The sequence below is a fragment of the Streptomyces sp. NPDC007863 genome, assembly GCF_040633895.1.
In the GTDB taxonomy this organism is placed as follows: Bacteria; Actinomycetota; Actinomycetes; order Streptomycetales; family Streptomycetaceae; genus Streptomyces.
On the sequence record NZ_JBEYEI010000023.1, the window covers coordinates 73074 to 96632 of the forward strand.

Genomic DNA, 23559 nt, shown 5'->3' on the forward strand with positions numbered 1-23559 from the left:
AATCCGGGATCCAAAATCCGGGATCCGGGATCTCGAATCCCGGGCCCGCCCCCCGAGTAGCCGGAGCGGGTCTGCAGGTCGACCAAGGGCCGGGCCTGATCACGGATCACGGATCACGGATCACGGATCACGAGGCACGGATACTGGATACGAGATACCGGATGGTGGATCCAAAACACTGACCCACCATCCGGACCGACGAGCCTCAGAGCCGGTCGAGGATCTTCCTCAGCTCGGCGATCTCCGCCGTCTGAGCCGCGACGACCTCGCCGGCCAAGGCCTTCGCCTCCGCGTTTCCGCCGTCCTTCTGTTCGGCCTTCGCCATCTCCACCGCGCCTTCGTGGTGGGCGATCATCAACTCCGCGAACGTGCGGTCGAAGTCCTTGCCCTTCGCGGCGGCCAGGTCCTTCATGTCCTGCTCGGACATCATCCCGGCCATGGCGTGGTTCATTCCGGCGGACTCGGGCTTGCCCCAGCCCTTCAGCCACGCCTTCATCTTCCGGATCTCGGGGTCCTGCGCCTTCTCGACGGCCGCGACGATCTTCTTCACGTCGGCGTCCTCGGCGCGTCCGTCGGCGAGCTCGGCCATCTCCAGGGCCTGCTCGTGGTGGGGGATCATCATCTGCGCGAACATCACGTCGGCGTCGTTGAAGGTCCCGGAGGCGGACGGGGCGGCGGCGGTGGCGGAGGACGTACCGCCGTGGTCCATGCCGCTCATGGAGTCGTCGTTGCCGCAGGCGGCGAGGAGCAGGGTGGCCGCGGCGAAGGCGCCGGTCAGGCCGAGGGCGCGGGTGGTGCGCTTGCGGAAAGTACGCATGGTGATTCCTCGTGTGCTGTACGTACGGGGTGTGGGCTGTACCGGTGGGCGCGCGGGCGGCGTGAAGCGGCCCGCGGCGGGGTGGTACGGCCTAGATCCGCAGGACGGACAGCCGGGCGAGGTCGGGAGGGCGGCGCGGCGGGGCGTGCGGCGCGAGCGCCGGCGCGAGGCGCGCGAGGAGAAGGACGAGCCAGTCGGGGCGGCGGCCGAGCGCGGCCCGGACGAGGCCGGCGAGCAGCCAGACGGCGAGGACGGCCACGCAGAGCGTGGTCATGTCCATCCCGGAGCCGGGCGCGTGCCCGTCGTCCGGCCGCGGCGAACCGTGGCCGTCGGCGGCCGGAGCGCCGCCGGGGGCACCGGGGGCGCCGGCGTGCGCCGCGCCCGTCGTGGAAGCGCCTGCCGCGGGGCCCTCGGGATGGCCCACGGAATGCATCATGAACACCCCGAGCGCGAGCACGACGACGAGCAGGAGGTGCGCGAGGGCACCTCCCGCTCGCTTGACGTCGTGCGGCCGGGCTGTGGGCATGATCAGGTCCTCCTGGGCCCGACCATACCGTGTAGGGGTATCAGTTCCGCGTCAGGGCGTCCCGTGGCGAGGCCTCCACGCGCGCGTGCGCCCCGTCGTCAGGACGGCAGCTCGCCGCTCATCGCCGCGGCCATCCGCAGGTGCGGGGCGGCCTCGTCCTGGCGGCCCTGGCGCTCCAGCGTGCGGCCGAGCATCAGTCGGGCGTAGTGCTCCACCGGGTCGCGCTCCAGGATGGCGCGGAGCTCGGTCTCGGCGGGCTTCAGCTGGGCGGAGTGGTAGTAGGCGCGGGCGAGCAGCAGCCGCTGGGCCGTCTGGTCCGGGTGCTCGGCGACGAGGCCGCGCAGGATGCGGACGGCGGTCTGGTACTCCTTCGCGTCGAAGAACAGCTGCGCGCGGCTCCAGCGATCGGCGGCCGTTCCGAACTCGTAGTACGTGTCGCTCACTTGCTCTCCCTGTTCCGGGGTGCCGGATCTGCCACCCTGTGGGGTGGTCCGCCCTCGTCAACACCCAAGACTAGTTGAACATTCCACTTCTAGGATGCTCCTTGATGTCCCCCCACTGGAGAGGTGTCGATCCCCGATGAGCAATCTCGACCGCCAGGCCGAGCTCGCCGTGTGCGGTGGCCGCGGCTTCGTCGTCGCCGAGCCCGTACGCGAACTCCTCAGCCCCCGGCGCGTCCGGCTGGGCGAGTCGACCGAGGTGCGGCGCCTGCTGCCGAACCTCGGCCGCCGGATGGTCGGCGCGTGGGCCTTCGTCGACCACTACGGCCCCGACGACATCGCCGACGAACCCGGCATGCAGGTGCCGCCCCACCCGCACATGGGTCTCCAGACCGTCAGCTGGCTGCACGAGGGCGAGGTCCTGCACCGCGACTCGACCGGCAGCCTCCAGACGATCCGCCCCCGCGAGCTGGGCCTGATGACCTCCGGCCGGGCGATCTCCCACTCCGAGGAGAGCCCCCGCCCGCACGCCCGCTTCCTGCACGGCGCCCAGCTGTGGGTCGCCCTGCCCGACGCCCACCGGCACGTCGAGCCGCACTTCCAGCACCACGCGGACCTGCCCCGCGTCACCGCGCCCGGCCTCACCGCCACGGTCATCCTCGGCTCCCTCGACGGCGCGACCTCGCCGGGGACGACGTACACGCCCCTCGTCGGCGCCGACCTCGCCCTCGCCGCCGGCACCGAGACCGAGCTGCCGCTCGACCCGGACTTCGAGTACGCCGTCCTCTCCATGTCCGGCGAGGCGCACGTCGACGGAGTCCCCGTCCTCCCCGGCTCGATGCTCTACCTCGGCTGCGGCCGCACCCACCTCCCCCTCCGCGCCTCCTCCGACGCGGGCCTGATGCTCCTCGGCGGCGAGCCCTTCGAGGAGGAGATTGTCATGTGGTGGAACTTCGTCGGCCGGTCCGGTGACGAGATCGTACAGGCGCGCGACGACTGGGAGAAGGGTTCGCGGTTCGGTGAGGTGCAAGGCTACGACGGTGCTCCGCTGACCGCCCCGGAGCTGCCCGCCACCCCGCTGAAGCCGCGCGGACGGGTGCGCTGACCTGGGAAAACGTGCGCTCGCGCGGGCCGCGCTCGAAGCGGCGGCCCGCATGCGAGGTCCCCGACCCCTGCCTGGCCCGGTCGGGGCGCGGGGGTCCGCTGGGGCCCGTGAGGGACTGAGCGGATTCTCCGGTCCAGGCGTGCGTGACAAGGTCTGGTCGGATCGATGCTGACCTCTTGCCGGCTTGCCTGACCACTGGTCAGGCAAGTCCCGGCCGCCGCCGTGCAGAGCGGCCTGGCCCGTGGCGAGTCCGAAGGGTAGCGGCCCGCCCTGCACGGCGGCGGCCGGGACGACCTGGAGATCGATCCCAGCCTGTGGGCCGGCATCGGCCTGGTGCGCGGCGGCGCGGGCGCCGCCCCGGTCGGCGGCCGCGCCGGGGTGGCCGAGTGGATCGCCGAGTACCACCGGCTCGGCACCGACGAGTTCGTGGTCTCCGGATACCCGCACCTGGAGGAGGCGCCCGGGAGACGAGCCGGTCGGCGAGGTGCGGTGCCGGTCCGTGGGGCGGGCGACGCGCCGGGCCGTCACGATGCCGGACCACGCCGCCGGGCGGGGCGGGGCGAAGGGGAGGGAACTCCGTGGAGACTCCCCGGGCGAAGGTGTCAGATCGAGAGGTGCCGTGCGGTCAAGGAGGTGAACGATCACCGTTTCCGCGCAGCAGAAGGAGCTTCCCGTGTTCGCCACCTACGTCGTGGTCACCGTCCTCACCTCGGTCGTCAACGGCTCGGCCGCCATCGCCAACCTCGTCGGTCACGACTATCCGAAGAGCCAGGCCGACAAAATGGGCGTCCCCCGGTCCTGGATGCGCTGGCTCGGCACCATGCTGGGCCTGGGGGCCCTGGGACTGGTGGCCGGGTTCGCCGTGCCGTTGCTGGGCACTGCCGCGGCCACGGGCCTCGTGCTGTACTTCCTCGGCGCGCTGTGGGTCCACCTTCGGGCCGGCGACTACCAGCTCGGTGCCTGGGCCGTCTTCTTCTGTCTGCCCGTCGCCGCTCTGGCCCTGAACCTGTCCCACCACGGCACCTGGTGACCGGAGTACGCAGAAGGCGGCTGCCGCGCGGGCGCAGCCCCCGGGCACGTCCCCTGTCGGTGACGACACGGTCGGCCCAGCGCGCCGCCCTGGATTCCGCCGTCTCGACACCTCCCCCGGCAGGGGCGGCTGTCGGGGGCGACACCGGGCGCGGGCAGCGGTGCGGAGGGGCGGGACGAGGGACCGCCCGGCCCCCGAAGCCGCCGGGCAGGCGCATCATGGTCTCATCGGGGCGAGGTCCCGGAGCCGGCAACAGGGCTGTCGTCCGGAAGCATCGGTGGTGCGCGTGGGGCAGGACGGTTCGCGGTCCGTGATCGGCCCCGACGCCTGCGACTCCACGCCGGCGGCGGTGATCGTCACCCATGGGCCGCAGCACCGCATCACGTACCGCAACGCGGCCCACCGTGAGATGTTCGGTGACCACCCCCACCCCCTCGGCGCGCCGCTCCGCGAATTCCTTCCCGGCACGTCCGGCACGTCCGGCACGTCTCCGACCGACTTCTCCGAGGTCCTCGACCGTGTGCTCGCCACGGGCCGGTCGGAGGTGCTCCCGGCCGCTCCGGTGCGCCTGCCCCGCCCGGGGGCCGACGGGGAGCCGTTGCGCCACCTCACGTGTGCCCTGTCCAGGCTGACCTCGGCCGACGGATCGCACGGAGTGCTGGCCGTGATGCTGGACGTCACCGAGCAGGTCGCCGCCGTCGAGCGGATCCGCGTCCTGTCGGAGCAACGCCGGCTCGCCCTGCTGCGGTACGCAAGCCTCGTCGCCGCCGGCTCGCAGGCGATCTGGGTGATCGCCGCGGAGGGCGGCGTGGTCGAGCGCAGTCCCGGCTGGGAACTGATGACCGGCCAGACCTGGGAGGAGTACCGGGGCGACGGCTGGACCGAGGCGCTCCACCCCGAGGACCGGGCGTCCGTCGTCCGGGACTGGGAAACGGCTCTTGTCGAGGTACCCGCGCGCTTCACGACCACCTACCGCGTCCGCATGTCCGACGGGGCGTACCGGCATGTCGCCGTCGAGGCGGCACCGGTCCTGGACCGCGGCAGGGTGCTGGAGTGGGTCGGTACCTGCACGGACGTCGAGCAGGAGTGGCAGGAGACCCGGCGTGACGAGCTGATCGCCCGGGCGATCGCCGCCACCGCGGGAATCGCGGAACTGGACGAACTGCTCGCGGCGCTCACCCACGTGGTCGTACCCGCCGTCGCCGACAGCTGCAGTGTCTATCTGCTGACGGAGGCGCTTCCGCACCCCGGCGGTACCCGGTCCGCCGAGCGCGTCGTCGCCACCACCCGGCCTGACCTGCCCGAACTCCCCCCGCACCGGGTGGAACACCTGGGCCCCGACGGTCCCCTGCTGCGCGCGGTCGAGCACCGCAGCCCGGTGCACGCCGTCTTCCCGGCCGGCAGGCCCCCGCCCGAACTCGCCCCGTCGGACACCGAGCCGTGGCTCCCGCCCGCAGCGAACAGCGTGATCCTCCTGCCCGTCGTCGTGGAGGGCACGGTGGCCGCGCTCGTCACCGCCTCCGTGAGCGGAGACCGTACGCCTCTGGGGCAGGCGGAGACGGAACTTCTGGGCCTGTTGCTGGAGCGGGCCCACGCGCCACTCGGCAGGGCGCTCGAGTACCAGCGGACCAAGCAGGTGGCGCTCGCGCTCCAGCGCAGCCTGCTCACCGAGCCGCCGGCCGTGCCCGACCTGGAGGTCGCCGTCCGGTATCGGCCCAGCAACGCCGCGGCCCAGATCGGCGGGGACTGGTACGACTCCTTCGAGCGCGCCGACGGGAGCCTCGTGCTCACCATCGGGGACGTCACGGGCCACGACCTGCCCGCCGCGGTCACCATGAGTCAGCTGCGCAACATGCTGCGCGGGCTGGCCCTGGGGCGCCAGGAGTCGACGGGCTCCGTCCTGCGCCGCCTGGACCAGTCCGTGCAGACCCTCTACCTGGAGTGCACCGCGACCTGCGTCCTCGGCAGGGTGGAACGGCCGGCACCAGGACGTTTCGCCCTGCAGTACTCCGTAGCCGGACATCCGCCCCCGCTGCTCGTCGAGGCCGACGGAACCTCCCGTTTCCTCACCGTCGCCCAGGGCCCGCTCCTCGGCCTCGCCCCGGATCCCCACTACGACACCGTGACCGAAGAGCTGCCGCCGGGATCCACACTGCTGCTGTACACCGACGGACTCGTCGAACGCCGTCACGAGGACATCGACGTCAGCCTGGAGCGCCTGCGCCGTCACGCCTTCGACGCCTCCCGACTGCCCCTGGACGCCTTCTGCGACGCGCTCCTGGCCGAGATGCCCGCCGAAGACAGCGACGACGACATGGCCGTGGTCGCCCTGCGCGTGCCTCCGCCGGTGCCCGGACCGCCGGGAGAGCAGTCGGAGCGTGGTGATCCGGGCCGACAGGGCTGAGCCCTCATGGGAGGGGACGTGAGGTGAGGGGGTAGCCTCGCGCGGCCGCTGCGTGACGCCGGACGCGTTTGCCGGGCCGAGGGACGTGCCGGAGACTGATGCTGTCGCCACGACAGAGGCCAGGTGGTCGGATGGGTGTGTCCCGCGTGGCATCAAGCGTCCCTCCCGCGCCCCTCGACAGCGCGGTCGCCGCCGTCATCGACGGAACGGGCGCCCTCGCCGGGTGGACGCGCGAGGCCGCCGAACTGCTGGGGTACGCCGACGCGGACGTGATCGGACGCCCCGCGCGGGCGCTCGTGGCACCCCGCCCACCGTGTGGGGGGCGAGCCTCCGGGGCGCCGGGCGGGCACGTTCTGGCGCTGCGGCGCGTCGACGGCGCGTGCGTGGACGTCTGGATCAGGCTGCTGCCGATGGGCGACTCGACCGTCCTCGCGTGGGGGCTGCCCGTGGACGCTCTCACGGCCTGGGGCGACGACACCTCGATGCCGCGGACGGTCCTCGAACAGGACGCCTGGCAGGTGGCCCTCGTCGATCGTGACCTGCGACTGCGCCGGTGGAGTCCCGCCGTCCGGCGGGCCGGCCGTTTCAGCGCGGGCGGCCGTGACCGGTTGTGCGACATGCCGATGATGGACGGCAACGGTACCGGTGAGGACCTGCTGCGCCAGGTCATGGAGACCGGGCGCCCCGTGGTGGGAGCCGCGGGCGTCCTGCGCGCGCCCCGGCCGGACCAGTCCGACCTGGTCTACTCGCTGACCGCGGCCCCGCTCCACGACCTGCGGGGCGACATCAGCGGTGCCTTCACGTCCCTCGTGGACGTCACCGAGCGTTACGAGTCGGGGCGCCGCCTCAACCTGGTGTACCGGGCCTCCCGCGCGGGTGACGAGCTGGACATCCGCCGCACCGCGGAGGGGCTGGTCGACACCCTCGTCCCGGCACTGGGAGACCTGGCGGCGGTGGAGATCTCCGAGGCGGCGCTGCAGGGCGCCGAGCCACCGCTCCGCGTCCATGGGCTGCGCGGTGACTTCCGCCGCATCGCCGCCAAACACGCCCACGGGGCCTGGCCGTCCGACCTGGTCCAGGTGGACGAGATCCTGCCGGCGGTCCCCGACCAGCCGGGCTTCCGCGAGCTGGAGCGGGGTACCGTCCTCGTGTCCAACGACCTCAAGAACTATCTGGGCTTCCTGGGCGACGTGCCGCAGGCGGCCCGGATGGTGCCCCGTGACCTGCACGCCTCGATCGGCGCGGCCCTCGTCGCCCAAGGCCGGGTGCTCGGCTACGTACAGGTGTTCCGGACGAGGCGCCCGTACGCCTTCACCGGCCACGACGCCAAACTCGTCAAGGAGATCATCACCCGGGCCGCACTCGGCATCGACAACGCCCGCCGCTACACCCGCGAGCACCGGGTGGCCGAGACCCTCCAGCGAAGCCTCCTCCCGCCGGTGTCGTCCAGCACCGCGGCGGCGGAGACGGCGGGCATCTACCTGCCTCCCCCGGGAGAGGTCGGGGTGGGCGGCGACTGGTTCGACGTGATCGCCCTGTCCTCGCTGCGCACGGCCCTCGTGGTCGGCGACGTCATCGGGCACGGCCTGAAGGCCAGCACCACCATGGCCAGGCTCCGCACCGCCGTCCAGACGCTGGCCGACCTGGACCTCGCCCCCGACGAACTGCTGGTCCGGCTCGACGACCTGGTCCAGCGCATGGCGGCGGAGTCCGACCAGCCCGACACCCTGGGCGCCTCGGTCCTGTACGCCGTCTACGACCCGGTCGGCCGGCTGTGCCGTCTCGCCAGCGCCGGTCATCCGCCCCCCGTCGTCGTCCACCCCGACGGCACCACCGACGTCGTCGACGTCCCGCCCGGGCCTCCACTCGGCGTCGGCGGGGTGCCCTTCGAGGTCACAGAGGTACCGCTGTCCCCGGGCAGCGTGCTGGCGATGTGCAGCGACGGCCTCCTCGGCATCGTGCGCCGGGGCCGGCGCGCCCCGGTGAGCCCCCCGGCCGACGCCGAGGCGGAGTTCGCCGCGAGCCTGCGCGGGGCCTGCCGCCCCGGACGCCCGCTGCGGGAGATCGGCGAGGAACTCGTGGACCAGGCGCGGCAGGCGGCCGAGCGGTCCGACGACATCACGGTGCTCCTCGCCCGCGCCCGTGCCGTTCCCGGCGACTCCGTCGCCCAGTGGCGCTTCCCGCCCGATCCCGCCGCCGTCGCCGAGGCCCGGGAGGTCGCCGTCGCCCGGCTGACCGACTGGGGGCTCCACGAGAACGTCTTCGCCACCGAGCTGGTCGTCAGCGAGCTCGTCACCAACGCCGTCCGCTACGCAAGGGGCGACATCGTCCTGCGCCTGGTACGCGACCATGTGCTCGTGTGCGAGGTGTCCGACTCCAGCGAGAGCCAGCCCCGGCTGCGCCGCGCCCACAACGACGACGAGGGCGGCCGGGGACTCTTCCTGGTCGCCCAGGTCACCACGCGATGGGGCAGCCGCTACGACGCGTCGGGCAAGACGATCTGGACGGAACAGCTCATCGGCGCGGAGCACGGCGCTACGGAGGGATGAGCAGGGGCGCCCGAGCGCGTCCGTTCCACGGTGGCGGACGTGTCACCCGAGGGAGGAGCCCGCCGGGGTGGTGTCTTCGACGGAGTGGACTTCCACGGGGAGGACTTCCACGGGGAGGACGTCGACGGAGAGGACGTCGACCAGACGGTCGAGCTTGTTGCGGGCGCGGGCGGCGTCGGCGCTCGGGACGGTGATCCGGGCCGTGGCCCAGGGGGAGGTCGTGGAGGCGTAGGACAGCTGGGTCACGGGGATGGTGCCGAGGACGGAGGTGACCCGGCGCAGGGCGGCAGGAGTGTTGTCCAGGGTGAGCGTCAGCGTGCGACCGGGGACCTCCCGGCCGGCGTCCGCCTCGTCACGTCGCCCGGAGACGCCGACGCCGATGCCGACGCCGACGTACGGCTGGTGGGTGGAGGGGGTGACGTGAAGGGTTCCGTGAGCCATGTCGGGCGTTCCTGTCTGCCGGGCGGGTGGGCCGAGGGGCGGTGGCGAGGCGCTGGTGGCGGAAAACAAGAAGACCCCTCGCGGAATGCGAGAGGTCTGCGTGCGGGCGGTGGGCCGTCCGGGGAGGATCGCTCCCGGGTCAGTCCCGTGCCGGCACGCCGGTGCTGATAATGAGCTGGCGCTGCATGCCGGTGATCGTGGCACAGGGCCTCTGCGGTGGGAAAGTCGTCTCACTATCCGGACTTCGGCGTCGTCGGCCGCCGGAGGAAGGAAGGGATGAGGGCGCGCCGGGGGCGTACCGCCGGGCCCGGGCTGAGCAGGTGTGATCGAAGTAGAGTGGGGCGATCGGCGCCGTTCGGGGTCGCCGCCGAGGAGGAGCAGTCGTGACCGAGGCCAGTCCGCCCGCGCGGGAGCGGATCGTCGCCGGTGCGGCGGACATGATCCGCCGGCGCGGGCTCAACGCGACGAGCATCCGGGAGACCGCGAAGCACGCCAAGGCCCCGCTCGGCTCCACCTACCACTACTTCCCCGGCGGCAAGCAGCAGCTGACCACCGAGGCCGTGCGGTACGCGGGGGAGGTCGTCGCGCGCGTGCTGCGGGAGCGGGTGTCCGAGGAGCCCGTCGCCGGGCTGCGCGCCCTCCTGGAGATGTGGCGCGCGATCGTCGTCGGCACCGGCTTCCGGGCCGGCTGTACGGTCCTCGCGGTGGCGATCGAGGAGCCCGCCGAGCCCGGGGGCTCGTCCGTCCTGGAGGCCGCCGCCGAGGTGTTCGGCGAGTGGGAGGGGCTGCTGGGTGCCTCCTTGCGCGCCCGTGGTGTCGAGGCGGAGCGGGCCGCCCGGGTCGCGACCCTCGTCGTCGCGTCCGTCGAGGGCTCCGTCGCCCTGTGCCGGGCCAAGCGCAGCCCCGAGCCGCTGGACCGCGTCGCCGCCGAGCTGGAGGCCGTCCTCGTCGACGCGCTCGGTTCGGCCTCCTGAGCGCCCGCCGCCGAGGGGCCGTACGGGCTCAGCGCCGGGAGGCCCGTCGGCGGGCGATGAAGAGGCCCAGGACGATGCCGACGAGCAGCGTCACGGTCAGCACGATCCAGAGCGGGAGCGTGACCGTCGGGATCCACAGCCGGATCGTGACGGATCCGGTGTTGGCGGCGATGAACCAGACGGCGAGCGCGGCGATCAGCAGGAACCCGATGTTCCGCAGTCGCATGTCCCGCCCCTTGACCGTGACGGTCGCGGGCCCGTGCGGCTGCTGGGCGGTCTTCCGGGACATGAGCCGGTTCCTCTCTCGGGGAGGGAGGGTGCCCTTCCCAGTATCGAGGCGGCCGCGGTCCTTGTCCCGGTGGAGCGGGGGTCCGGGAAGTTGTCCACAGGCTGCGGCGGGCGGCCCGGGGGAGGGGCGCGGGCGGCTAGGCTTTTCGGGTGGCCCTCATCGACGCTTCTTCCGACACCTCCTCCTCGCCGAGTCCCGACGGTCCCTCCGACGCGCTGGAAGTGCTCCACCGGGTCTTCGGCTACAGCTCCTTCCGGGGCGAGCAGCAGGAGATCATCGAGCACGTGGTGGCCGGCGGCGACGCCCTCGTGCTCATGCCGACCGGTGGCGGCAAGTCGCTGTGCTACCAGATCCCGGCGCTTGTGCGGCCCGGCACGGGCGTGGTGATCTCGCCCCTGATCGCGCTGATGCAGGACCAGGTGGACGCGCTGAACGCGCTCGGGGTCCGCGCGGGCTTCCTCAACTCGACGCAGGACCCGTACGAGCGGCAGACCGTCGAGCAGGCCTTCCTCGCCGGTGAGCTCGACCTCCTGTACCTCGCCCCCGAGCGGCTGCGCACCGAGGGCGCGCAGCGGCTGCTCGACCGGGGCACGGTCTCCGTCTTCGCGATCGACGAGGCCCACTGCGTCTCCCAGTGGGGCCACGACTTCCGGCCCGACTACCTCGCGCTGTCCATGCTCCACGAGCGGTGGCCGAAGGTGCCGCGGATCGCGCTGACCGCGACGGCCACCGAGGCCACCCACGGCGAGATCGCCACCCGGCTCGGCCTGGACGAGGCCCGGCACTTCGTCGCCAGCTTCGACCGGCCCAACATCCAGTACCGGATCGCCGCCAAGAACACCCCGACCCGGCAGCTCCTCGACCTCATCCGCACCGAGCACGCGGGGGACGCCGGGGTCGTCTACTGCCTGTCGCGGTCCTCCGTGGAGAAGACCGCCGCCTTCCTCGCCGAGAACGGCGTCGACGCCATCCCGTACCACGCGGGCATGGACGCCGCGACGCGCGCCGCCAACCAGGCGCGCTTCCTCCGCGAGGACGGCGTCGTGGTCGTCGCGACCATCGCCTTCGGCATGGGCATCGACAAGCCCGACGTCCGGTTCGTCGCCCACCTCGACCTGCCCAAGTCCGTCGAGGGCTACTACCAGGAGACCGGCCGCGCCGGACGTGACGGCGAGCCCGCCACCGCCTGGCTCGCGTACGGCCTGCAGGACGTCGTCCAGCAGCGCAAGATGATCGACGGCTCCGAGGGCGACGAGAACCACCGGCGGGCCCTGGCCGCCCACCTCGACGCCATGCTCGCCCTCTGCGAGACCGTCGAGTGCCGGCGCGTCCGGCTGCTCGCCTACTTCGGCCAGGAGTCCGGGCCCTGCGGCAACTGCGACACCTGTCTGACCCCCGCCGAGTCCTGGGACGGCACGGTCGCCGCGCAGAAGCTGCTCTCCACGGTGTGGCGGCTGGCCCGCGAGCGGCGCCAGAAGTTCGGCGCCGGCCAGATCATCGACATCCTCCAGGGCAAGAAGACCGCCAAGGTCCTCCAGTTCGACCACGACACCCTGTCCGTCTTCGGCATCGGCGCCGACCTCGGCACGCCCGAGTGGCGGGGGGTGATCCGCCAGCTCCTCGCCCAGGGCCTGCTCGCCGTGGAGGGCGACTACGGCACCCTCGTCCTCACCGAGGCCAGCGGCGACGTCCTCGGCGGCCGGCGCCAGGTCCCGATGCGCAAGGAGGCCGCCAAGGCCGCCGCCCCGCGCAAGGAGAGCGGCGGCAAGTCCGGCAAGTCCCGCGTCCCCGTCGACCTGCCCGCCGCCGCCGTGCCCGTCTTCGAGGCCCTCCGGGCCTGGCGCGCGGCCACCGCGCGGGAGCAGGGCGTGCCCGCGTACGTCGTCTTCCACGACGCCACGCTGCGCGAGATCGCGACCAGCCTGCCGGGGAGCGTCGCCGAGCTGGGCACGGTCGGCGGCGTCGGCGAGGCCAAGCTCGCCAAGTACGGGGAGGGGGTCCTGGAGGCCCTCGCCGAGTTCGTCGGAGCGGCGGGCGGCGGGTCCGCCCCGGCGCCCGAGGCGGACGCGACCCCGGCCGGTGCGGAGCCCGAGGCGGCCGACCAGCCGGCCGCCCGAGCCGCCGGTACGCCGCGTACCTCCGCGCCGGCCGGGCGCTCCGACCGGCCCGCGCGCCCGGCCCAGCCCGCTGCCCGTCCCGCCGCCGCGACCGCGCCTCCCGAGGACGAGCCGCTCTTCTTCGGCGACGACGAGCCCGAGCCGTCCTGGGACGACTGGGAGTGACACCCGCCGGGCCCGGCCGGACCACCGTCCGGCCGGGCCCGTGGGTGTGAGGCGGCCGCGTCGGGTCCGTAGGAGTACGGCGGTCGTCTCAGGCTTCGGCTGCGGTCGAGGCTTCCTCGTCCGCCACCCGCCCCGGCTCCCGTACCGGCTCCCGCTCCGGCTCCCGCTCCGGCTCCCGTACCGGCTTCCGCATCTGCGCCGGACCCGGATCCGGATCCGGCGCCGCGTCCCGCTTCGGGTGGTCGAGCCGTGTGAGGCCCCGGATGGCCGGGACGCAGAGCATCGCGCCCAGCAGGACGAACGAGACCGCCGAGGAGAAGAGCAGCACCCGGTCCGCGCCGAACGACTCCGCCACGGGACCGGCCAGGGCCCGGCCCAGCGGGATCACCATGATCGAGCCGGCGATGTCGTACGCGGAGACCCGGCTCAGTACGGCCAGCGGAATGTGGGACTGCACGCTGGTCGCCCACATCACGCCCCAGAACGCGAAGCCGCAGCCGGCCACCATGCCCGTCACCGCCGTGAGCGTGAAGTTCCAGCCGAGCGCCGGGGCCAGCGGGTTGAGCGCGAAGAAGAACATCGCGCAGACGCCCGCCACCAGCGGCCGGCGCGGCCGGACCCGCATGCCGAGCAGGCCGCCGATGATCGTGCCGAGGCCGTCGGCCGAGGCGATCCAGCCGTAACCGGTGGCGCCGTGCTGCTCCGTGAGCAGCGCCGCGCCCAGCGGAAGCGACGGGCCGAAGACGAACAGGCCGTACACCGCCCACAGCGAGATCACCCCCCACAGCCAGGTGCGGGACCGGAACTCGTGCCAGCCGGTGGCGAGCCGCCGCCACATCGGATCGTCGGTCTCGTCGACGGCGTCGCCTTCGCCCGCACTGCCCTTCTCCGCCCTGCCGGCCGCGAGCCGGCGCAGGGGCAGGAGCCCGCCCGCGCTGACGGCGTACGCCGCCGCGATCACCACGAACGAACCGGCGAGATCCCAGTACGCCACCAGGAAACCGGCGAGGCCGGGGCCGATGAGCGTGGCCATCGACTCGGAGATGCGCAGCAGCGCGTTGGCGCGCTGGATGTCCTCGGCGACCCGGGGCACGATGCTCGCGAGCCCCGGCTGGAACATCGCGGTCGCCGCGCCGCTCACCCCCATCAGGGCCATGATCTGCCAGAGCCGTACCCCGCCGCCGGCGAAGAGCGCGGCCATGACGAGCATCGTCACCACCCGGACCGCGTCCGCGCCGACCATCATCACCTGCGGGGTGAACCGGTCGGCGAGCACCCCGCCGAAGAGGATGAGCACCACGATCGGCGCCATCCAGGCGGCGAGCGCGTAACCCACGCCGGTCGCCCCGAAGCCGGCGCCGAGGACCGAGGTGGTCACGGAGACCATCAGCATGCCGTCGGCGAGGAGCGAGGCGCTGCGCGCGGTGAAGAACAGCCGGAAGCGGGGCGACCGCCAGGGGCTGGACGGCGGAGCCGCCGTTCCGCCCGCCGCGACGGTGTCATCCGTGGTCATGTGGCATCTCCCGGCTCCCGGCCGGTCCCTTCCCTGAGAATCCGCCGCGCCGCGGCGGGCTGCCGCGGTGGGCCCTCGACGAACACGTACCGGTGCGGGGCCAGCACCCCGGGCCGGCCCGGCAGGACGTCCATCAGCGCGGAGTGCGCCCGCCTCGGCGTCCACTCCTCCTCCGGCCAGGACCGCTCGTCCGCCCCGATGTACGCGGCGAGGCGACGGCCGACGCCGTCGGCGGCACCGGCCTCCTCCTCCAGCACGACCTCGACCGGCCGCCCCCGCAGCGCCTCGGTCAGGGCGGCGGCGACGGCGGCGGGGGAGACCCAGCAGCCGTCCACCCGAGTCCACTCCGGACCGCGCGCCACCGGACGGACCCCCGTCACCTCGGTGAGCGGCCCCGGTGTGTCCAGCGGTACGTCGGTCTCCGCGACGGCCTCCAGGAGCCGCACCAGACCGGTGACCAGCTCCTCGGCCGCCGCCCGGGGGAAGAGCGCCGGGTCGGCCCAGGTCGCCAGGCGCAGGACCGGCTCCGTCTCGTACACGAAGGTCAGCAGCCGGGTCGGCAGCGACTGGCCGCCGCCCCAGGCGAGTTCGAGCTCGGGGGCGTCCCCGTCGGGCGCGGCCGCGCCGGCGAGGGTGGTGGGCAGGGCGCTGATGTCGTTGAAGACGACGTCGCGCGTGAAGTGGCTGCCCCGCTCGGTGGTGACCCGGCCGATCAGCTCCCACAGGTCGAGCGCGTCGAAGCGGCTGTGGCGGTAGGCGTTCATCGCCGCTCCCCAGGCCTTGGCGAGCAGCGCGTCGAAGGACGGCGCGCGGACGTCGAGGGCGAGCAGGGCGTCCTGGGAGAGGGTGCTCACCGAGCGGGCGAGCTTCGGCTGGAAGCGGTTCGCGGTCGGCACGGCCGCCACGCACACGGACTGGCCCGCCCGGTGGGCGGTGACCAGGCACCAGGCGGTGAGCAGCACCGTGCCGGGCAGGGCGCCGGTGCGCCGGGCGGCGGCGGCCAGCGCCCGGGCGCCGCGCGCCGAGCGGAGGGTGAGCCCCGGGGTGTCGGTCTCCGTGCCGGTGGCGCCGTCCTCGGCGAACATGGCCTGCGGGCCGGTGCGCAGGATCGTCTCCCAATGGGCGAGGCAGGCGGCCGACTTGCGCCGGCCGGCCGGGCTGTTCTCCTCGGCGGCGAGGTCGAGCGGGGTGAGCGCGGTGACCGGCGGGAGCGGCTCGCCCGCCAGCAGCGCGAGCCAGTCGTCGCGGAGGACGCCGAGGGCGCTGCCGTCGGTGACCGCGTGGCTGGCGGCCAGGGCGACGCGCACGGGCCGTCCGGCGCGGGCGATGATCCGCAGCCGCAGCGGGAAGTCGAGGTCGAGACGGAAGCGGGTGTCGCGGGCCGCGCGGGCCACCGCCTCCGCGTAGGCGTCGGGGTCCTCGGGGAGCTCGTCGTGGTCGAGGACGGTGACGGTGAACTCGCCTTCGGAGGCAACGACTTGCTCGGCCGGGACGGCTCCGCTGCCCTCCTCGTACGGGAACGTGGTGCGCAGTGCCTCGTGGCGGACGGCGAGGTCCGCGAGGGCGCCGAGGGCGCGGTCCATCCCGGTGCCGTCGGGGACCGGCCACACGTCGTGGATGTTGATGGACGCGGGTTCGTCCCGCAGGATGCAGCGGATCATGTTGGCCTGGCCCATCGTGACCGGGCCCCGGCGCGCACCGCCGCCCGTGTAGGTCACGGTCACGGTGCGGGCCGCCGTGACGCCGTCGGCGGTGGTGGCCGGTGCGGGGGTGGTCGTCATGGCGTCACGGCCGGGGCGGGCGAGGGTCCGCGGGTCGGGAGGTGGTTCACGGCGGTGCCTTTCGCGTGCGCGGTCAGGGCGGCCCAGGCGTCGACGAGCAGGGCGAAGTCGGCCATGTCGGAGCGGGCTTCGGCGAGGAGCCGTGCGCGCCGCTCGGCGAAGCGGCCGGCGGCGGTCGCGTACCGGCCGCCGAGCGAGCGGTAGCGGCGGTCCAGGACGTCGAGCCGGGCCGCGTTGCCGGCCGGGTCGATCAAGGCGCTCTCCCGGGCGAGGGCGGCGACCACGGAGGGCCGCACCCGCCCGCGCTCGTCGAGCAGCGCGTCGCCGGTGGCCGTCAGGCCCGAGTACACGGCTTCGAGGTGGGCGGCGGCGAGGAGGTACTTGGCGAAGCGGAGCTGGTACGCGAGGAAGCCCTCGTCCGAACGGCGCTCGCCGGTGTAGTAGTTGACGATGTGCCGGTTGTGCAGGACGCCGGGCAGCCCGGCGGCGTGGACCAGGTGCAGGAGGAAGTAGTCGGTCCCGATGGTGTCGGTGGCGGGCGGCAGCGGGACCCGTCCGTACACCTCCCGGCCGAGGGCGACGTTGCACATGTCGACCCGGGTGGGGCCGACCAGCGTCAGCGTGGTCGTGTCGGTGGTGAACGGGGTGGTGCCGGCGCCCCGGAAGGCCTCGTCGACGAGGTGCCGGCGCCAGAGCTCCGGATGGCCGGAGGGTACGGACAGCCCGACGACCTCGCGGTACGCCTCGGGGTCGAGGGCGCGGAGCTCGGCGAGGTCCACGGAGGGCTCGCCGATGAAGGACGCGCCGGCGAGGACGACCGTCCGGTCGGCCAGGCGCGGGTCGAGGCGGCTGCGGGTGACCGCGCCGGCCACGTCGGCCGCCCGCCGCCCCAGGGCGGCGAGTTCGTGGTGGATCGGGAAGACCGGTTCACCGTCGAGACGTTGGTAGCGGCTGTCGGAGTCGCGGCGGTGCACGGAGGCGCAGCCCAGCGCCTCGGCCAGCAGGAAGGCGCGGTTGGTGCAGGCGCCGTACGACACCCCGGCCGGGAGCATCAGGTCGAGCAGCCGGTCCGGTCCCGCGAGCCCCGCCGCCGCGATGACCTCCCGCAGGAAGGCGCGCTGCCGGTCCTCGTCGAGGTGGTGGACGACGACCCCGGGCGCCGGCGGCAGGGCGGCGACCGCCGCCCGGTGCTCGGCGAGGTCGGCGGGCGCCGACGAGTCGAGGATCAGCAGGTGGACCTCGACGCCGAACTCCCGGGCCCCGTACGCCGCTTCCTCGGCGACCGACGCGATCGTCGCCGTGCACGCGCGGTTGGTGGGAAGGGTCAGGCAGGCGCGGCGCACGAAGGCTCCCCGGTGGGTGCGGTCGATGCGGCGGGCGCGTCCGGTGCGTTCGCCGCTTCCGGTGCGTTCGGCACAGCCGGTGGGGTCGGCGCAGCCGGTGTGTGCGGCGCGGTCGGCGCGGTCGGGGCGTCGAGCCGGGCCGCGTCGCCGGTGGCCTCGCCGGACCCGTCCTTCTCGTGCCAGGAGGTGAGGCCGAGCAACCGGGCTCCGAGCGGGGTGAGTTCGGCGGTCGGGTAGCGCTTGGACTCGTGCAGGACCGGGTCGCCGACGAGGGTGCGGTTCCAGCGTGGGGTACGCAGATGGCGCCAGGACTCCACGCGGGAGCGGCGCAGCTTCGCGTGCTCCTCCAGGGCGGGCATCATCGACAGGTACTGGACGGCGCGGACCCCCTCCGCCGAGGTGTTGCGGGCGACCCCGTGGGCGAGCAGACCGTTCCAGATCAGCAGGTCGCCGGGGCGCAGGTCGGGGCGCACGACGGGGAACTCGGCCCGGTCCACGTCCGGACGGATGGGGTCGCGGCCCTCGGGCTGGGCGAGCTTCCACTCCTCGAAGCGCCGGAAGAGCTCCGGGTCGCACTGGAAGCCACCCGTCTCGGCGGTGGTGTCGTTGAGCGCGATGATGCCCTGGACCCGCTGGGGCGGCACGCCGAGCGTGGTGTCGATGTCCCAGTGCAGTTCGATGTCGAAGCCCCGGTCGGTGGGTTCGATGAGGGCACGGTCGCGGTTGCGGACGTTGGGCGGGTTGAGGTTGAGCCGGTCGAGGGTGACCCAGAGCTCCTCGCAGTCCCAGACGTCGACGAACGCGTCGTAGACCCGCTGGGACTGGCGGCTGTCCCAGAGCAGTTGGTGGTGGTAGGCCTCGACGAAGCCGTAGATGTGCAGCTGCTGGTCCAGCTCGGAGCGGAACGGCCGGTCCTCGTACCAGCTTTCCGGCCGTTCGGGGTCGAGCCCCTGGAAGTCCCAGGTGAAGTCGAGGAGCCGGCGGGCCGCCTCGGCCGTGATCGCCTCGCGCACGACGACGTAGCCGTACGTCTGCCAGTGCGCGAAGTCCGCCTCGGAGAGCACCCGCAGCGGCCGGGTCTTCCTCAGCTCCCGCAGGGTGGTCGCGGCGAGGTAGGACTCGCCGTCGTCGCTGAAGTACGGGCGCTCGGTGGCCGCGCGGTGCAGGTACGGGGTACGGGGGCGGCGCGGGGCGGGAGCCGGGGGCTCGGGAGCGGGTGCGGGCGTCGTGGTCACAGGTCCCTCCAGGCGGGAGTCGGACGGCGTGCGGGCTGGGGGGTGCGGGGGCACGGCGGGACGGGGCGTGGCGGGACGCGGGCGGGTCGGGTCCGGGGCGAGGCGGGTCGGGGCGCGGACCCGGTGACGGGGGAGGAGCCCGCGGGGGACGAGGGACAGAATTGGTGTAGACCATCACTGGTGTCAAGTGACCCGTCGGTATGCCCCGCGTGTCGGCCGTCTGCCCGAAAGTCGCTTTCCGGCGGGCCTGTTGGGGGATGATCTTTGGTCTAGACAACCCGCGGTCGGCTGGCCTACTGTCCCCTTGCGCAGAGCCGGCGCCGACCCGACCAGTCGAACCCCGGCACGACCGCTGCGCCCCGGTCGACGGCGACCGCGCACAGGGCCCTGCCCGCCGCTCCGCCGACACCGGCATCGACACCGACAGGGGAGACGGGCGCGTCCGCCCGGACCGCCGACGCCCTCGACCGACACCCTTGACCGACCGCCCACGCCGAGAGGGAACGGTTCCATGAGCACACCCAGCGCCACGACCCCGCCTGTCACCGGCCTCAAGAGCCCGGGCCCGGGCCTGATCACGCTGGACCCGGTGCACACCGCCCTGCTGGACGCGCTCGACGCCCTCCTCGGCGGGCTCGCCGCCCGGCTCGGCGCACCCGAGGTCACCGGCCCGCCGCTGCTCGCCGCCGAGGGACTCGCCCGCCTCGACTACTTCCGCAACTTCCCCCATCTCGGCGTCGCCGCGGGGCGGTTCGCCCCCGACGCCCACGACCTCCTCGCCGCCGGACAGGCCCCCGGTGACCGGTCCCTCGAACCCACCGGCTACCTTCTTCCTTCCGCCACCTGCTACGGACTGCTGCTCTCCCTGGAGGGCTCCGACGTCGGCGAGGACGGCCTCCGGCTCTCCGCCGCCGGACGCTGCTTCCGCAACGAGACCCACTACGACGGCCTGCGCCGCCTCTGGGGCTTCCACATGCGCGAGGTCGTCTACCTCGGCACCAAGGAAGGTGCCCTCGAACACCTGGAGCGGGGCGGCGCGTTCATCCAGGAGACCGCCGCGCTCCTCGGCCTCGACCTCACCCGCGCCACCGCCGACGACCCCTTCTACGACAAGGGCGGATCCCGGGCCCGTCTGATGGCCCTCGACCCCGTCAAGCACGAGTACAGCGCACCCGACGGCACCGCCATCGCCTCCGTCAACCGCCACCGCAACTTCTTCGGCGAGCGCCTCGACATCCGCGCCGGCAGCCACGGCCCCGCCTACAGCGCCTGCGTCGCCTTCGGTCTCGAACGCTGGATCCACGCCATGCTCCACGCCCACGGCGGCCCCGAAGAGGCCCTCGACCGCGTCCGAGCCGCCACCGCCGCCACCGTCACCGCCGCCACCAACGGCACCCCCGGCTGACGAGCCGTCGACCGGCGAGCCGTCACCGCACGACCACCCACATGGAGAACCGCACCATGGACCGCGTCACCGCCTGGATCCAGGACAAGAACCCCGGCCTCGAAGGCCCCGTCGACGTCCACGAGGACCTCATCGAGGCCCGGCTCATCGACTCGATGGACTTCCTGGAGTTCATCGACCTCCTGGAGGACATCTCCGGCACGTCGATCGACCTCCAGGAGGTCACCATCGACGACTTCCGCACCCTCGCCCGCGTCCAGGAACGCTTCCTCGCCCCCTCCGCGTGACCCCCGGCGCCTTCGTGGTCGTGGCGACCACCCGGGAGGTCCTGGACACCCCCGGCCTCGGGCCGCACCTCCTCGCACCCTGGGAGCTGCGCCGGCTCGCCGCGGTCCGCGTCCCCGCCCGCGCGGACGACGTCCTGGCCGCCCGGCTCCTGCTCCGCCTCGGCGCGGCCCGCGCCACCGGCCGCCCGCCCGCGGCGATCGGCCTCGCCCAGCGCTGCCCCGACTGCGGCCGGGCCGGCCACGGCCGCCCGTACCTCCCCGCGCACCCCGGCCTCGGCGTGAGCGTCAGCCACGCCGACGGCCTGGTCGCGGCGGCCACCGCCCCCGGCCCGGTCGGCGTCGACGTGGAGCCGGCGGCCCGGCGTCCCGGCCCCCTCCCGGTCCTCCGCCGCGTCCTTCCCGGACCCGACCTCCGCGAGGCCCTGGCCGCCCCCGACCCGGGCGCCGCGCTCCTGCGCGCCTGGGTCCGGGCGGAGGCCCGCTTCAAGGCGGGCCGCCCACCCCCGGAGGACGTACACCTCAAGGAGTGGACGGACCACGGCCGTGCGGCCGTGGTCGCGGCGGCGACGCCGACGGCGGCGGCCGAGCCGGTCCTCCTGCCGCCCTCGGCGCTCCTGGGAGGACCGACGGCGGCCGGCGAACCGTGAGGGACCGGCCCCGAGGAGCGGTCAGGCGCCGACGTACTGCGCCAGGTGCTCACCCGTCAGCGTCGAGCGGGCGGCGACCAGGTCCGCGGGGGTGCCCTCGAAGACGATCCGGCCGCCGTCGTGGCCCGCGCCCGGACCCAGGTCCACGATCCAGTCGGCGTGCGCCATCACGGCCTGGTGGTGCTCGACCACGATCACCGACTTCCCGGAGTCGACCAGTCGGTCGAGCAGCCCGAGCAGCTGCTCCACATCGGCGAGGTGGAGGCCGGTGGTCGGCTCGTCGAGCACGTACACCCCGCCCTTGTCGCCCATGTGGGTGGCCAGCTTCAGGCGCTGCCGCTCGCCGCCCGAGAGCGTCGTCAGCGGCTGGCCCAGCGTGAGGTAGCCGAGGCCGACGTCCACCAGGCGCTCCAGGATCCGGTGGGCCGCCGGCGTACGGGCCTCGCCCGCGCCGAAGTACTCCTCCGCCTCCGTCACCGACATCGCGAGCACCTCGCTGATGTCCCGCCCGCCGAGCTTGTACTCCAGGACCGAGGCCATGAACCGGCGGCCCTCGCACTCCTCGCAGGTGGTGGCCACGCCCGCCATCATCGCCAGGTCGGTGTACGTGACCCCGGCGCCGTTGCACGTCGGGCAGGCGCCCTCCGAATTGGCGCTGAACAGCGCCGGCTTGACGCCGTTGGCCTTGGCGAAGGCCTTGCGGATCGGGTCGAGCAGGCCCGTGTACGTCGCGGGGTTGCTGCGCCGCGAGCCGCGGATCGGCGTCTGGTCGACCGAGATCACCGCGGCGTCGGCCGGGATCGAGCCGTGCACCAGCGAGCTCTTGCCGGAGCCGGCGACGCCGGTGACCACGGCGAGCACGCCGAGCGGCAGGTCGACGTCGACCTTCCGCAGGTTGTTCGCGGTCGCGCCGCGGATCGGCAGGACACCGGTCGGCGTGCGCACGGCGTCCTTCACCGAGGCCCGGTCGTCGAGGTGACGGCCCGTCACCGTGCCGCTGCCGCGCAGTCCTTCGAGCGTCCCCTGGTAGGAGATCGTGCCGCCGCCCGTGCCGGCGCCGGGACCGAGGTCGACGACGTGGTCGGCGATCGCGATCGTCTCCGGCTTGTGCTCCACGACCAGGACCGTGTTGCCCTTGTCCCGCAGCCGCAGCAGGAGTTCGTTCATCCGCTGGATGTCGTGCGGGTGCAGACCGGCCGTCGGCTCGTCGAAGACGTAGGTGACGTCGGTGAGCGAGGAGCCCAGGTGCCGGATCATCTTCACGCGCTGCGCCTCGCCGCCCGACAGCGTGCCCGCGGGCCGGTCGAGCGCCAGATAGCCGAGCCCGATCTCCACGAACGAGTCCAGGGTCCGCCGCAGCGATTCGAGCAGCGGCGCCACCGAGGAGTCGTCCAACTCGCGCACCCACGCGGCGAGATCGCTGATCTGCATCGCGCAGGCGTCCGCGATGCTGATCCCCTTGATCTTCGAGGAGCGGGCACCCTCGTTGAGCCGGGTGCCGTCGCACTCCGGACACACCTGGGTGGTGGTGGCCCGCTCCACGAAGGCCCGGATGTGCGGCTGGAGCGACTCGACGTCCTTGGCGAGGAAGGACTTCTGCAGCTTGGGGATCAGGCCCTCGTACGTGACGTTGACACCCTCGACCTTGACCCGGGTCGCCTCCTTGTACAGGAGGGTGTCCAGTTCCCGCTTGGTGTACTTCCGGATCGGCTTCGCCGGGTCGAGGAGACCGGAGAGACGGTACGTACGGCCGTACCAGCTGTCCGCCGTGTACCCGGGGATGGTGAGCGCGCCCTCGTCGAGCGACTTGGTGTCGTCGTACAGCTCCGCCAGGTCGATGTCCGAGACCCGGCCGCGGCCCTCGCAGCGGGGGCACATGCCGCCGGTGATGTGGAAGCTCGCCTTCTCCTTCACCGTCCGGCCGCCGCGCTCCACGGTGATCGCGCCCGCGCCGCTCACCGAGGGGACGTTGAAGGAGAACGCCCGGGAGGAGCCGATGTGCGGGGTGCCGAGCCGGCTGAAGAGGATGCGCAGCATCGCGTTGGCGTCGGTGGCGGTGCCGACGGTGGAGCGCGGGTCGGCGCCCATGCGCTGCTGGTCGACGATGATCGCGGTGGTCAGGCCGTCGAGCACGTCGACGTCCGGGCGCGCCAGCGTCGGCATGAACCCCTGGACGAAGGCGCTGTACGTCTCGTTGATCAGCCGCTGGGACTCGGCGGCGATCGTGTCGAAGACCAGCGAGCTCTTGCCGGAGCCGGAGACTCCGGTGAAGACCGTCAGCCGCCGCTTGGGGATCTCGACGCTGACGTCCTTGAGGTTGTTCTCGCGCGCGCCGAGCACGCGGATCAGCTCGTGACTGTCGGCGACGTGACCGTCGGCGACGTGACCGTCGGTGACGCGCGAGGAGGACGGGGTCGCGGCGCGGTTCCGTCTGGCCGTGCTCAAAGGTTTCTCCCTCGTCAGGGGCGGGCGGGTATGCGACCCACCTTAG

At 73.6% G+C, this 23559-nt stretch carries 19 protein-coding genes and 1 pseudogene; 10 read left to right on the forward strand and 10 right to left on the reverse strand.

The window, feature by feature from the left end; genetic code table 11:
• Window positions 1–205: 205 nt before the first annotated feature.
• From ABZ621_RS31010 to ABZ621_RS31020, 3 genes are all read right to left on the reverse strand, one after another.
• A complete protein-coding gene (locus tag ABZ621_RS31010; protein WP_360609760.1) occupies window positions 206–817 on the reverse strand; it encodes a DUF305 domain-containing protein in 612 nt (203 codons plus the stop codon).
• Window positions 818–908: 91 nt separating this feature from the next.
• A complete protein-coding gene (locus ABZ621_RS31015; RefSeq protein WP_360609761.1) occupies window positions 909–1343 on the reverse strand; it encodes a DUF6153 family protein in 435 nt (144 codons plus the stop codon).
• A 98-nt stretch (window positions 1344–1441) separates the two neighbouring features.
• Entirely contained in the window at window positions 1442–1786 is a 345-nt protein-coding gene (locus tag ABZ621_RS31020; protein ID WP_169091412.1) for a tetratricopeptide repeat protein, read from the reverse strand.
• A 136-nt stretch (window positions 1787–1922) separates the two neighbouring features.
• On the opposite strand from ABZ621_RS31020, the gene ABZ621_RS31025 reads away from it, so the two are divergent.
• The 5 genes and pseudogenes from ABZ621_RS31025 (at window position 1923) to ABZ621_RS31045 (ending at window position 8871) form a co-directional block, all read left to right on the forward strand.
• Window positions 1923–2888 (forward strand): pirin family protein, encoded by a 966-nt coding sequence (locus ABZ621_RS31025; protein ID WP_360609762.1) that lies wholly within the window; start codon window positions 1923–1925, stop codon window positions 2886–2888.
• 219 nt (window positions 2889–3107) lie between these two features.
• Window positions 3108–3347, forward strand: a pseudogene (locus ABZ621_RS31030) (alkanesulfonate monooxygenase); the annotation flags it as partial.
• A 214-nt stretch (window positions 3348–3561) separates the two neighbouring features.
• On the forward strand, window positions 3562–3918 hold the full coding sequence (locus ABZ621_RS31035) for a DoxX family protein (RefSeq protein WP_360609763.1): 357 nt from the start codon (window positions 3562–3564) through the stop codon (window positions 3916–3918).
• A gap of 310 nt (window positions 3919–4228) precedes the next feature.
• A complete protein-coding gene (locus ABZ621_RS31040; protein ID WP_360609764.1) occupies window positions 4229–6322 on the forward strand; it encodes a SpoIIE family protein phosphatase in 2094 nt (697 codons plus the stop codon).
• A 146-nt stretch (window positions 6323–6468) separates the two neighbouring features.
• Window positions 6469–8871 carry a SpoIIE family protein phosphatase gene (locus tag ABZ621_RS31045; protein ID WP_360609765.1) on the forward strand — a complete coding sequence of 801 codons (2403 nt, stop codon included), beginning with the start codon at window positions 6469–6471 and terminating at the stop codon, window positions 8869–8871.
• Between the two features lie 42 nt (window positions 8872–8913).
• On the opposite strand, the gene ABZ621_RS31050 is transcribed toward ABZ621_RS31045, so the two are convergent.
• Complete coding sequence (locus ABZ621_RS31050) at window positions 8914–9312, reverse strand: hypothetical protein (protein WP_360609766.1); 399 nt, start codon at window positions 9310–9312, stop codon at window positions 8914–8916.
• Between the two features lie 383 nt (window positions 9313–9695).
• On the opposite strand from ABZ621_RS31050, the gene ABZ621_RS31055 reads away from it, so the two are divergent.
• Window positions 9696–10286 (forward strand): TetR/AcrR family transcriptional regulator, encoded by a 591-nt coding sequence (locus ABZ621_RS31055; RefSeq protein WP_360609767.1) that lies wholly within the window; start codon window positions 9696–9698, stop codon window positions 10284–10286.
• Window positions 10287–10314: 28 nt separating this feature from the next.
• Here ABZ621_RS31055 and ABZ621_RS31060 read toward each other — a convergent pair whose 3' ends face one another.
• On the reverse strand, window positions 10315–10575 hold the full coding sequence (locus ABZ621_RS31060; protein WP_360609768.1) for a LapA family protein: 261 nt from the start codon (window positions 10573–10575) through the stop codon (window positions 10315–10317).
• Between the two features lie 149 nt (window positions 10576–10724).
• Here ABZ621_RS31060 and recQ point away from each other — a divergent pair, with 149 nt between their 5' ends.
• Window positions 10725–12857: a DNA helicase RecQ gene (recQ, locus tag ABZ621_RS31065; protein WP_360609769.1), complete on the forward strand. Its 2133-nt coding sequence runs from the start codon at window positions 10725–10727 to the stop codon at window positions 12855–12857.
• Window positions 12858–12945: 88 nt separating this feature from the next.
• Here the strand turns inward: recQ and ABZ621_RS31070 are convergent, their stop codons facing one another.
• The 4 genes from ABZ621_RS31070 to ABZ621_RS31085 are packed head-to-tail and all read right to left on the reverse strand — an operon-like array spanning window position 12946 to window position 18660.
• Window positions 12946–14370 carry an MFS transporter gene (locus tag ABZ621_RS31070; protein WP_360609770.1) on the reverse strand — a complete coding sequence of 475 codons (1425 nt, stop codon included), beginning with the start codon at window positions 14368–14370 and terminating at the stop codon, window positions 12946–12948.
• On the reverse strand, window positions 14367–16151 hold the full coding sequence (locus ABZ621_RS31075) for a condensation domain-containing protein (protein WP_360609771.1): 1785 nt from the start codon (window positions 16149–16151) through the stop codon (window positions 14367–14369). Before ABZ621_RS31075 ends, ABZ621_RS31070 begins: the two co-directional genes overlap by 4 nt.
• The gene (locus tag ABZ621_RS31080) at window positions 16148–17494 is read right to left on the reverse strand and encodes a DUF6271 family protein (protein WP_360609772.1); all 1347 of its coding nucleotides are present in this window, start codon (window positions 17492–17494) and stop codon (window positions 16148–16150) included. The genes ABZ621_RS31075 and ABZ621_RS31080 overlap by 4 nt, the downstream gene beginning before the upstream one ends.
• Window positions 17476–18660, reverse strand: coding sequence for a phytanoyl-CoA dioxygenase family protein (locus ABZ621_RS31085; RefSeq protein WP_360609819.1), 1185 nt, complete (start codon window positions 18658–18660; stop codon window positions 17476–17478). The genes ABZ621_RS31080 and ABZ621_RS31085 overlap by 19 nt, the downstream gene beginning before the upstream one ends.
• Window positions 18661–19240: 580 nt before the next feature.
• Here ABZ621_RS31085 and ABZ621_RS31090 point away from each other — a divergent pair.
• From ABZ621_RS31090 to ABZ621_RS31100, 3 genes are read left to right on the forward strand one after another with little or no spacing between them, the layout of a single operon-like run.
• Entirely contained in the window at window positions 19241–20134 is an 894-nt protein-coding gene (locus ABZ621_RS31090; protein ID WP_360609773.1) for a hypothetical protein, read from the forward strand.
• A gap of 56 nt (window positions 20135–20190) precedes the next feature.
• Window positions 20191–20421 carry an acyl carrier protein gene (locus ABZ621_RS31095; RefSeq protein WP_360609820.1) on the forward strand — a complete coding sequence of 77 codons (231 nt, stop codon included), beginning with the start codon at window positions 20191–20193 and terminating at the stop codon, window positions 20419–20421.
• A complete protein-coding gene (locus tag ABZ621_RS31100) occupies window positions 20418–21068 on the forward strand; it encodes a 4-phosphopantetheinyl transferase (protein WP_360609774.1) in 651 nt (216 codons plus the stop codon). The genes ABZ621_RS31095 and ABZ621_RS31100 overlap by 4 nt, the downstream gene beginning before the upstream one ends.
• A 21-nt stretch (window positions 21069–21089) precedes the next feature.
• Here ABZ621_RS31100 and ABZ621_RS31105 read toward each other — a convergent pair whose 3' ends face one another.
• Entirely contained in the window at window positions 21090–23417 is a 2328-nt protein-coding gene (locus tag ABZ621_RS31105; RefSeq protein ID WP_360609821.1) for an excinuclease ABC subunit UvrA, read from the reverse strand.
• Between the last annotated feature and the right edge of the window lie 142 nt (window positions 23418–23559).